Origin of the sequence: Streptomyces bohaiensis, from assembly GCF_012033785.1 — a bacterium.
Lineage (GTDB): Bacteria > Actinomycetota > Actinomycetes > Streptomycetales > Streptomycetaceae > Streptomyces > Streptomyces bohaiensis.
On record NZ_JAAVJC010000027.1, the window covers coordinates 23213 to 33787 of the forward strand.

10 protein-coding genes and 1 tRNA gene are annotated in these 10575 nt (G+C 74.0%); 4 read left to right on the top strand and 7 right to left on the bottom strand.

Features of this window, described 5'->3' with window-relative positions; translation table 11 throughout:
• Positions 1–102 precede the first annotated feature (102 nt).
• Complete coding sequence (locus HCN52_RS05920; RefSeq protein ID WP_168087306.1) at positions 103–1032, top strand: TAXI family TRAP transporter solute-binding subunit; 930 nt, start codon at positions 103–105, stop codon at positions 1030–1032.
• A gap of 43 nt (positions 1033–1075) precedes the next feature.
• Here HCN52_RS05920 and HCN52_RS05925 read toward each other — a convergent pair whose 3' ends face one another.
• Positions 1076–2041: a helix-turn-helix transcriptional regulator gene (locus tag HCN52_RS05925; protein ID WP_168087307.1), complete on the bottom strand. Its 966-nt coding sequence runs from the start codon at positions 2039–2041 to the stop codon at positions 1076–1078.
• 121 nt (positions 2042–2162) lie between these two features.
• Between HCN52_RS05925 and HCN52_RS05930 the strand changes: the two genes are divergently transcribed.
• The gene (locus HCN52_RS05930; RefSeq protein WP_168087308.1) at positions 2163–2735 is read left to right on the top strand and encodes a DinB family protein; all 573 of its coding nucleotides are present in this window, start codon (positions 2163–2165) and stop codon (positions 2733–2735) included.
• A gap of 43 nt (positions 2736–2778) precedes the next feature.
• On the opposite strand, the gene HCN52_RS05935 is transcribed toward HCN52_RS05930, so the two are convergent.
• The 5 genes from HCN52_RS05935 to HCN52_RS05955 all read right to left on the bottom strand — a co-directional run bounded on the left by HCN52_RS05935 (position 2779) and on the right by HCN52_RS05955 (position 6626).
• The gene (locus tag HCN52_RS05935; RefSeq protein WP_168087309.1) at positions 2779–4170 is read right to left on the bottom strand and encodes a HAMP domain-containing sensor histidine kinase; all 1392 of its coding nucleotides are present in this window, start codon (positions 4168–4170) and stop codon (positions 2779–2781) included.
• A gap of 3 nt (positions 4171–4173) precedes the next feature.
• The gene (locus HCN52_RS05940) at positions 4174–4863 is read right to left on the bottom strand and encodes a response regulator transcription factor (protein WP_168087310.1); all 690 of its coding nucleotides are present in this window, start codon (positions 4861–4863) and stop codon (positions 4174–4176) included.
• 335 nt (positions 4864–5198) lie between these two features.
• Positions 5199–6131 carry a transcription termination/antitermination protein NusG gene (nusG, locus tag HCN52_RS05945; RefSeq protein WP_168087311.1) on the bottom strand — a complete coding sequence of 311 codons (933 nt, stop codon included), beginning with the start codon at positions 6129–6131 and terminating at the stop codon, positions 5199–5201.
• Between the two features lie 82 nt (positions 6132–6213).
• Entirely contained in the window at positions 6214–6483 is a 270-nt protein-coding gene (gene secE / locus HCN52_RS05950; protein ID WP_168087312.1) for a preprotein translocase subunit SecE, read from the bottom strand.
• Positions 6484–6553: 70 nt separating this feature from the next.
• Positions 6554–6626 (bottom strand) — tRNA-Trp (locus tag HCN52_RS05955).
• 243 nt (positions 6627–6869) lie between these two features.
• Between HCN52_RS05955 and HCN52_RS05960 the strand changes: the two genes are divergently transcribed.
• Together HCN52_RS05960 and HCN52_RS05965 are read left to right on the top strand one after the other, a co-directional pair.
• Positions 6870–8117, top strand: coding sequence for a pyridoxal phosphate-dependent aminotransferase (locus tag HCN52_RS05960; RefSeq protein ID WP_168087313.1), 1248 nt, complete (start codon positions 6870–6872; stop codon positions 8115–8117).
• 134 nt (positions 8118–8251) lie between these two features.
• Positions 8252–9316 (top strand): adenosine deaminase, encoded by a 1065-nt coding sequence (locus tag HCN52_RS05965; RefSeq protein WP_376767093.1) that lies wholly within the window; start codon positions 8252–8254, stop codon positions 9314–9316.
• Positions 9317–9392: 76 nt separating this feature from the next.
• On the opposite strand, the gene HCN52_RS05970 is transcribed toward HCN52_RS05965, so the two are convergent.
• Positions 9393–10469, bottom strand: a complete 1077-nt coding sequence (locus HCN52_RS05970; RefSeq protein ID WP_376767094.1) for a UDP-N-acetylmuramate dehydrogenase — start codon at positions 10467–10469, stop codon at positions 9393–9395.
• Between the last annotated feature and the right edge of the window lie 106 nt (positions 10470–10575).

The following is a 10575-nucleotide window of genomic DNA, read 5'->3' on the forward strand; positions in this document are numbered from 1 at the left end:
GGTCGTCCATCCCTCTGACTGCTATCTTGTGGGTCGCATCACACTGATAGTGAGTGCGCGTTACAGCAACGAAACCGGGCAGAAATTGGGGTTGATCTGACATTGGCGCCGGCGCGCGAGCTCTCCCGGCGCGCACTGCTGGCGGCAGGCGTCGGAGTCGTCGCTCTCAGTGCGTGCGACACGTCCCCCTCCCCCGATGTCCGCGGTCTGCGGTTGGCGACCGGACCGGAGGGCGCCACCTACCGTGAGTCCGGGGCGGCCCTGACCGAGCTGTGGAACGAGACGCTCGGCCGCCGCGCGGTGGAGGTCGTCTTCACCGAGGCGTCGGTCGACAACGTGCGGCTGCTCCTCTCCGACGAGGTGGACCTCGCCTACGCCAACGTGGACGTGCTGCTCTCCCACCGGGACGAGACGCCGGCGCTGCTGCGGATCTTCGACTCCGTCGTGCATCTGGTGACGCTGCGGGAGAGCGGGATCCGCACGCTGCAGGATCTCGCCGGCCGGCCCGTCGCGATGGGGCTGCCCGGCTCCGGGACGCGGTTCACCGGCGGGCGGATGCTGGCCGCCGCCGGCGTGGAGGTCGAGGAGCTGGACCTGGGCCAGAAGGAGGCGGCGCGGGCCCTGGTCGCCGGCGAGGTCGACGCGGTCGCCTCGCTCACCGCCATGCCGACCCCGGCGATCGCCTGGCTGCTGGACCAGGACGCGGAGATCCACTTCGTGGACCTGGGCGCCGAGGCCGAGGCGATCCAGCGGGCCCACCCGGGCGAGTACCTGCCGGTGACCATCTCCGGCACCGTCTATCCGGGGGTGGCGACCACCCGGACGCTCGCGGTGCCCACCCTCCTCGCGGTGCGGCGCGAGTTCCCCGACGACGTGGCGACGAAGCTGACGGGCACCACGGTCCGCGGTGCCGGACGGCTGGCGCGGACCAGGCCCGAGGCCTACCAGATCAACCCCCGCACCGCCGCCGCGACCGCCCCGATCCCGCTGCATCCGGGGGCGGCGCGCTGGTTCCGCGAGGTCAAGCCCTGACCGGTGGGTCACGCCGCGGTGGGACGGGACGGGCGCGGGGTCGTCAGGCCCGGTGCAGTCGCTCCGCCCAGCGGTGGAGGAGCTCCCGCAGCTCGGGCGGGTGCACGATCCGGAAGTCGGCGTCGAGGCCGGCGAGGGCCACGGCCGGCCAGGCGAGGTCGTCGACGTTCATCCGCAGCCGGCTCTGCCCGGGGTCGTCGGTGGCCTCGACCGTGGCCCAGTCGCCCATGCGCGACCGCACGGCGGCGGGCGGTGCCGTGACGAGCACCTCGACCCGGTGGCGTCGCGGGGCCCCGCCGACGCGTTCCCGTACCCAGGCAGCGGGGTCGCCGCCCGGCACCCGGCGGTGGCGGAACCGCTCGCCGGTGGTCCGCGGTTCGTCGAGGCGGTCCACGCGCAGCGAGCGCCAGTCCTGCCGGGTCAGGTCATAGGCGACCAGGTACCAGCGCCGGCCGAGGCAGACCAGGCGGTGCGGCTCCAGATGGCGCTCGGTGCGGGTGCCGTCGGCGGCCTCGTACCGGCACCGCACCGTCTCGCCGTCGCGGCATGCCGGGGCGAGCACCACCAGGACGCCCGGCTCCACTCCCCCGCCGGCGGTCTCCCGACGCCACCAGCCGGCGGAGTCGGTGACGCTGCTCAGCGCCTCGGCCCGGCGGCGCAGCCGGGTGGGCATGACCCGCAGCACCGTCGACAGCACCCGGGCCGATGCCTCGCCGGCGCCCGCCACGGCACCGATGCGGGTGGCCGCCTGGAGGCCGACGACCAGCGCCACCGCCTCCTCGTCGTCCATGACCAGCGGCGGCAGCGTCGCACCGGCGGCCAGCTGGTACCCGCCGTCGGTGCCCCGGTGGGCGGTGACGGGATAGCCGAGCTCCCGCAGCCGGTCGATGTCGCGGCGCAGCGTCCTGGCGGAGACGCCGAGCCGCGTCGCGAGGTCGTCGCCCCGCCAGTGCCGGTGGCTCTGGAGGAGGGACAGCAGCCGCAGGGTTCTGGATCCGGTGTCCGCCATGGCTCCGATTCTCGCCCGACTTCCGGTCGGAATGCGGCCGGATACCGGCCGGAAGGGTCCCTAGCGTCGGAGACACCCGGGCGGGAGCCGCCACGGGGGAACCACCACCGGAGGTAGTCCGATGCTTTCCACACCCGAGCGCTCGACCGACAACGCGACCGGGGGCCCGGGGCCGGCGGGGCCGGCCCACGACGAGGTGACGGACCTCCTCTCCGCCCTCGCCCACCACCGCGGCCTGCTGCTGCGCACCGTGCAGGGCCTGGACGACGAGCAGGCGACGCGCCGCACCACGGTGAGCGAGCTGTCGCTGGCCGGCCTGGTCAAGCACGTCGCGGGGGTCGAACGGAGCTGGACCGCGTTCGTCCTGGAGGGCGCCGGCGCGATCGGCAACTTCTCCGAGATGACGGAGGCGGACCTCGCCGCGTGGGGCGACGCCTTCCGGCTGCTGCCGGGCGAGACCCTGGCGGGGGTGGTCACCGAGTACGAGGCCGTCGCCGCGCGGACGGCGGAGGTCTTCGGGGCACTGGCGGACCTCTCGGTGGCGCAGCCGCTGCCGGAGGCGCCCTGGTTCGAGGCCGGTGCCGCCTGGTCCGCCCGCCGGGTGCTGCTGCACGTGCTGGCGGAGACGACGCAGCACGCGGGCCACGCGGACATCATCCGGGAGGCCCTGGACGGGCAGAAGACCATGGGCTGACCTGCCGCGCACCGGCCTGGCCGGCGCCGGTCGCCCGCGCCGGTCAGCCGGTGCCGGCGACCGGCAGCCGCACGGTCACCCGCAGGCCGGAGGGGGTGTTGGCGCCGAGCAGCACCTCGCCGCCGACGTCCTCCACCACGTCGTGGATGATCGCCAGCCCGAGCCCGGTGCCGCGCACGTTCTGGTGGCGCTGCGCCCGCCAGAACCGACCGCGGGCGGCCTCGCGCTCCTCGGCGGTGAGCCCGGTGCCGTCGTCGGCGACGACGACGGCACCGCGGTCCTCGGCGTCGGGCCCGAGCGGGGAGACGGTGATGGTGGTGCCGCCGGAGAGACGCGCCGCGTTCTCCACCAGCTCGCCGACCACGGCCACCAGGCCGCCGGGGGGCTGCCGCAGCACGAGCTCCGGGTCCGGGTCGGCCACCTCCAGGACGAGGCCGTGCTCGGCGGCGACCTGCTCCCACCGGGGGCGCCCGGTCTCGAACACCCGCGCGAGGGTCCACGCCTCGCTGTCGCTGACGCGCTCCTGGCTGGCGGTGGCCGTGGCGGCGAGCATCGCCTCGAACATCTGGCTCATCTGCTCGGCACCGTCGACCGCCTCCTCGACCGCCTCCCGCGCCTCGGGGTCCTTCGCCGCCCAGGGACGGAGGTTCTCCACCGACAGCCGCAGGCTCGCCAGCGGGTTGCGGAGCTGGTGGGCGGCGTCCGCGACGAACATCCGCTGCCGCTCCAACGTCCGCTGCACCGTGTCCACGGTGGCGTTGAAGGAGGACGCCAGGCCGCGCAGCTCCGGCGGGCCGTGCGCCACCGCCGCGCGCGCCCCCAGCTCCCCACCGCGCACGTCGGCGGCGATCCGCTCCAGGTCGTGGACGGGGCGCAGAATCCAGCGGCTCAGCGGCCACAGCGCCGCCATCAGCGCGGCCACCGGCAGCAGGAGCAGCACCGCCCCGATGCCCCACTGCCGGATCGTCGTCTCGCGCAGCACCTCGGTGGGGGCCTCGATGACCACCACCGCTGTCACCTGCGAGTCCCGGCCCACCGGCTCGACCACGCGCAGCGGCGCGGGCATCCACGGCCAGACCGTCCGGGCCTCGCCGATCCGACTGCCCGCGAAGGCACGCTGCACGTGGTCGTCGACCGCCTCGTCCCGGGGCAGCGGCACGCCCGGATCGTGCAGCAGGCTCCCGTCGAGGCCGATGACCCAGACCGGTGAGGAGTACAGCTCCTGGTAGGCGTCGAGCTCGGCGTGGAGCCGGGAGGTGTCGCCGGAGAGCAGCGCCGCCTCCGCCAGGGTCGCGAACCGCACCGCGTCACCGCTGCGGTCGATGAAGACCCGCTGAGTGGAGCGCTCGCTGACGATGACGGTGTACGAGATGCCCACGCCCACCACCAGCAGCGCGAGCAGCGGGAGCAGCGCGATGACGATGCGGCGACGCACGGGCTACCCGGCCGCGCCGGTCGCGGGCTCCAGCCGGTAGCCGACGCCGCGGACGGTCGCGATCGCCGCCGACGGCCCGAGCTTCGCCCGCAGCGAGGTCATGTGGGTGTCCAGGGTGCGGCTGCTGCCCTCCCAGGTGGACTGCCAGACCTGGTCGAGGATGCGGTCCCGTTCCACCACGGCGCCGACGTTCCGGGCGAGCAGCACCAGGATGTCGAACTCCTTGCGGGTGAGGTGGAGCAGTGCGCCGTGGCGGGCCACCTCGTGGCGGTCCTGGTCGATGACCAGCTCGCCGTGGCGGATGGAGCCGCGCGCGGCGGCGACGGTGTGCCCCACCCGGAGCCGCCGGGTGACCGCCTCGATCCGGGCGAGCAGTTCGGCGACCCCGAACGGCTTGACCAGGTAGTCGTCGGCACCGGCCCGCAGTCCGCGCACCCGGTTGGCCTGCTCGCCCCGGGCGGTCACCACGATGACCCCGGTGGAGGGGTGGTCGCGGAGCAACCGGATGACGTCGAGCCCGTCGCCGTCGTCGAGGCCGAGGTCGACCAGGGCGATGGCGAAGTCACCGGCGGTGATCGCCCGGCCGGCCTCCTCGACGCTGCGGGCACGCTCCACGTCGTAGCCGTCGCCCCGCAGGGTGCGGCTCAGGGCGCGCGCGACCCTGTCGTCGTTCTCCACTATCAGCGCGCGCATGAGCCCAGACTAACCGTGGTCCCCGGCCGGTGGCCCCTGCGCGGCGCCACCCGGGTGGGGCAGCCGGGTGGGCGGGTCGGCGGCCGGCCGGGCGGGGTCCGCGATCCGCCGCGTCGCCGCGTCGCGGGGTGTGAGCGGTCGGCGGCCGTGACGCGGAGTGACGGGAGAGCGTCGGCACCCGCCGCCGGAACCGCGATCCGGCGGCCGTGGCGGCCGGAGCGCCCCGGGGCCGGCCGAGCGCGGCGACGGCCCACGGATGGTCCGGGGCCCACGCGCAACCGCCCCTGACCGGCAGAAACCTGCTGGTCGGGGGCGGCTGCGGACGCCTGGAGCGGTCAGTTCTTGGTGATCTGGTCGAAGCTCAGCTCGACCGGGGTCTCGCGACCGAAGATCTCCACGAGGCCCTTGACCTTCTTGGAGTCGGCGTTGATCTCGTTGATGGTCGCCTGCAGCGTCGCGAACGGGCCGTCGGTGACGGTGACCGCGTCGCCCACCTCGAAGTCCAGGACCTGGACCTCGACGCGGCGTGAGGCGGCGGAGGCGCCGGGGCCGGCCGCCTCGGCGGCGGCCTTCTGCTCGGCCTCGGGGGCGAGCATCTTGACGATCTCGTCCAGCGTCAGCGGGTACGGGTCGTAGGCGTTGCCCACGAAGCCGGTGACGCCGGGCGTGTTGCGGACGACGCCCCAGGACTCGTTGGTGAGGTCCATGCGGACCAGCACGTAGCTGGGGAGCTTGTTCTGCTTGACGGTGCGGCGGTCGCCGTTCTTGATCTGCACGACCTCCTCCGTCGGGACCTCCACCTGGAAGATGAAGTCCTCGACGTTGAGGGAGACGGCCCGCTGCTCCAGGTTGGTCTTCACGCGGTTCTCGTACCCCGCGTAGGTGTGCACGACATACCACTCGCCGGGCAGCACACGGAGTTCCTCGCGGAGCGCGGCGACCGGGTCGACGGCCTGCTCGACCTCTGACTCCTGGGCCTCGACCTCGGCGACGGCGTCGGCGGCGGTGTCCGCCACGACCTGCTCGTCGTCCTCGTCGGTGTCGCCCGCGACCTCGGCGTAGCCGGCCAGCTCCCGCGCGGTCTCGTCCTCGGCGGTCTCGGCGGCCGCGCCGCCCTCCACCTTCGCGGCGACCTCCTCGGCGAAGGTGCCGTCGACCTCGTCAGCGGCCTCGGTCGGGTCCACGGTGTCCGCGGCCTCGATGATGTCGCGCGCGGTGCCGTCGTCCTGGGCGGGCGCGGCGGCGTCGTTCGGGTTCGGGTCAGACACGGTAGCTGCTTCTTCCTGGCTTCACGTCGGTGGACTGTCCCGCGATGTACGGATACGCCCGGCCCACCTCGCCGGGGACGGGTCAGCCGAAGACGTAGTCGATGACTCGGGTGAATCCCCAGTCAAGCACAGACAGGAGCGCGATCATCACCAGCACGAACGCGATGACCGCGGCCGTGTAGGTGGTCAGCTGGCGGCGGGTCGGCCAGACGACCTTGCGGAGCTCCGCGATGACCTGGCGGTAGAAGAGCGCGAGCCGCCCCAACGGACCGCGCTTGCCGCGCTTCCCGCGACGACCGGTGCCTTCCCCCCGGGGCTCCGGCGCCTCGACGGAGTCCGCGATTCCAGCCACTCGTCCTCACCCGATCCCGGTCATGGTCATAGCCGCCCGGCCCAAGCCGGGCGGCTTTCACAGTGTGCAGCAGGGCCGGAGGGACTTGAACCCCCAACCGCTGGTTTTGGAGACCAGTGCTCTACCAATTGAGCTACGACCCTTTGTTGCCGCGACCAAAGTTACACGATCTCCTCGGAGAGGCGAGACGCCTTCCGATCGGACCGGGCTGCGACCAACGAGACGAGAGTGTACGCGGTGATACCGCCCGGCGTCGAACGGGTACCGGGCGCAGTCCCCACCGGGGTCCGCGCACCCCGCCGCCGGACGCCCGCCGCCGGCGCGGCGGGGTCCGCACTGCGGCACCTCCGTGCCGCGGACGGGCGTGTTCTGCAACGATGCCGGGTATGAGTTCCGAGACGCCATCCGCACAGTCCGCCACCCCGCCCACGCAGCGCCGTGTCTCGGCACGCGTAGGGGCCATCTCCGAGTCCGCCACCCTCGCCGTGGACGCCAAGGCCAAGGCCCTCAAGGCCACCGGCCGCCCGGTGATCGGCTTCGGTGCGGGCGAACCGGACTTCCCGACCCCGGACTACATCGTCGACGCCGCGGTCCAGGCCGCCCGCGACCCCCGGTACCACCGCTACACCCCCGCCGGCGGGCTCCCCGACCTGAAGGCCGCGATCGCCGCCAAGACGCTGCGCGACTCCGGCTACGAGGTCGAGCCCGCCCAGGTGCTGGTCACCAACGGCGGCAAGCAGGCCATCTACGAGGCGTTCGCCGCGATCCTCGACCCGGGCGACGAGGTCATCGTGCCCGCGCCGTACTGGACGACCTACCCCGAGTCGATCCGGCTGGCCGGCGGTGTCCCGGTGGAGGTGGTCGCCGACGAGACCACCGGCTACCGGGTGAGCGTGGAGCAGTTGGAGGCCGCCCGCACCCCCAACACCAAGGTGGTGCTGTTCGTCTCGCCCTCCAACCCGACGGGCGCGGTGTACAGCCGCGAGCAGGTCCGCGAGATCGGCCTGTGGGCGGCCGAGCACGGTCTGTGGGTGCTCACCGACGAGATCTACGAACACCTGGTCTACGGGGACGCCGAGTTCAGCTCGCTGCCGGTCGAGGTGCCGGAGCTGGCGGACCGCTGCATCGTCGTCAACGGCGTGGCGAAGACCTACGCGATGACGGGCTGGCGCGTCGGGTGGCTCATCGGCCCGAAGGACGTCGTGAAGGCGGCGACCAACCTCCAGTCCCACGCCACCTCCAACGTCAGCAACGTGGCGCAGATCGCGGCGCTGGCGGCGGTCTCGGGCGACCTGGACGCGGTCGCGGAGATGCGCAAGGCGTTCGACCGGCGGCGGCGCACCATCGTGCGGATGCTGAACGAGATCCCGGGCGTGGAGTGCCCCGAGCCGGAGGGCGCGTTCTACGCCTACCCGTCGGTGAAGGCACTGCTCGGCAAGGAGATCCGCGGCCGCCGTGCCGCCACCAGCGTCGAGCTGGCGGAGATCATCCTGGACGAGGTCGAGGTCGCGGTCGTCCCGGGCGAGGCGTTCGGCACCCCCGGCTACCTGCGGCTCTCCTACGCGCTCGGCGACGACGACCTGACCGAGGGCGTCTCCCGGGTGCAGAAGCTGCTGGCCGAGGCGCGGGACTGATCCCCCGCTCCGCCCGAGGCGACGGGCCGTCCTCCGACACCGGAGGGCGGCCCGTCGCCGTTGCCCCCGGGCGGTGCCGGGCCCGGGCCGCGGGCGGCGGGGCGGCCCGGGCGGATTACCGCCGAGGGTGGTGGATGCGGCACCATCTCCCAATGGCGAGTGTTCGAGATGTCCGGCTGTTGCCGAAGGCCCATCTGCATCTGCACTTCACCGGCTCCATGCGGTCCGGCACGCTCCTGGAGCTGGCGGACAAGTACGGCGTCCACCTCCCGGAGGCGCTCAAGGGCGGGGAGCCGCCGAAGCTGCGTGCCACCGACGAGCGCGGCTGGTTCCGCTTCCAGCGCCTCTACGACATGGCGCGGTCCTGCCTGCGGGAGCCGGAGGACATCCAGCGCCTGGTGCGGGAGACCGCGCAGGAGGACGTGGCCGACGGGTCCCGCTGGCTGGAGATACAGGTGGACCCGACCTCCTACGCCCCGCGGCTGGGCGGGCTGATCCCGGCGCTGGAGGTGATCCTGGACGCGGTGGAGCGCGCCACCGCGGAGACGGGGCTCCCGATCCGCGTGCTGGTCGCGGCGAACCGCATGAAGCACCCGCTGGACGCGCGGACGCTGGCCCGACTCGCGGTGCGCTTCGCCGATCGCGGCGTCATCGGCTTCGGCCTGTCCAACGACGAACGGCGCGGCTTCGCCCGCGACTTCGACCGCGCGTTCGCGATCGCCCGCGAGGGCGGTCTGATCGCCGCCCCGCACGGTGGCGAACTGTCGGGGGCCTCCAGCGTCCGTGACTGTCTGGACGACCTGCGGGCGGACCGCATCGGTCACGGGGTGCGCGCCGCGGAGGACCCCCGACTGCTGGCGCGGCTGGCGGAGTCCGGGGTGACGTGCGAGGTCTGCCCGGCCTCCAACGTGGCGCTCGGCGTCTACGAGAAACCGAAGGACGTGCCGCTGCGGGCGCTGTGGGACGCGGGCGTGCCGATGGCGCTGGGCGCCGACGACCCGCTGCTCTTCGGGTCCCGGCTCGCGGCGCAGTACGAGATCGCCCGGGAGCACCACGGATTCACCGACGCCGAGTTGGCGGAGCTGGGGCGGCAGTCGCTGCGTGCGGGCCGGATGCCGCCCGAGGCACTGGCGGCGGCGTTGGCCGACGTCGACGCCTGGCTGACCCCCGACCCGGCCCTGCGGCCGGTGGGCGGCTGACGCCGACCGTCTCCGCAGCGCCGACCCGGCAGCCGCCGCGTGGCGGGTGCCGGGCCCGGGCAGTGGAGATGGTCGGTCAGAGGGTGCAGCCGACGGTCACCGGCTCGTTGACCAGCGTGATGCCGAACGCGTCCCGCACACCGGCGCGGACCTCGCGGGCGAGGGCGAGCAGGTCGGCGGTGCGCGCGGCACCGCGGTTGGTGAGTGCCAGGGTGTGTTTCCCGGAGATGCGGGCCGGGCCCTCGCCGTAGCCCTTGGTGAAGCCGGCGCGGTCGATGAGCCAGGCCGCCGAGGTCTTCGTGTGCCCGTCTCCGGCGGGGAAGGCCGGGGGCGTCACGTCGGGTCCCAGCCGCTCGGCGGCCCGGGTGCGGAAGGCTGCGAAGGTCGCGTCGTCCAGCACGGGGTTGGTGAAGAAGGACCCGGCGGACCAGGTGTCGTGGTCCTCGGGGTCGAGCACCATGCCCTTGCCGCTGCGCAGTGCGAGGACGGTCTCGCGGGCGGCTGCCAGCGGCACCCGGTCCCCGGTCTCCACGCCCATGGCCCGCGCGGTCTCGGCGTACCGGAGCGGGGCGGAGCGTCCGTCGGCGTCCTCCAGTTCCATCCGGACCCGCAGCACGACGTGCCGGTCGGGCTCGGCCTTGAAACGGCTGTGCCGGTAGGAGAAGCCGCACTCGGCGGCGGGGAGGACCACTGTCCGCCTCTCCCGGCGGTCCCAGGCGACGACCTCGGTCACCACCGAGGCGATCTCCTGACCGTACGCACCCACGTTCTGGATGGGGGTGGCGCCGGTGGAGCCGGGGATGCCGGCGAGGCACTCGACCCCGGCGAGTCCGGCCTCGACGGTGCGGGCGACCGTCTCCGACCAGTTCTCCCCGGCCGCGACCTCCAGCCGGGTGCCGTCGAGGGTCGTGCCGCGCGTCGCGATGCGCAGCGCGGTCCCGTCGAAGCCTTCGTCGGCGATGACCAGGTTGCTGCCGCCGCCGATCAGCAGCAGCGGCTCGCCGCGCTCGTCGGCCTCGCCGACGGCGGTGATCACCTCGTCCTCGGTGGTGGCGGTGAGCAGCCGGCGGGCCGGCCCGCCGAGGCGGAAGGTGGTGAGCGGGGCCAGGGGGGCGTCACGGAGTTCCTGCACGCCCCACAGCCTACGGCGCACGGTGGTCGCGGCGTCCGTACGCCCCGCGCCGCCCGGGCGGCGGTGCTCGGGTGGAGCCCGGGCGGCGGGGCGTCAGCGGGCGTCGGCGGGTGCGTGGGCGCCGGGC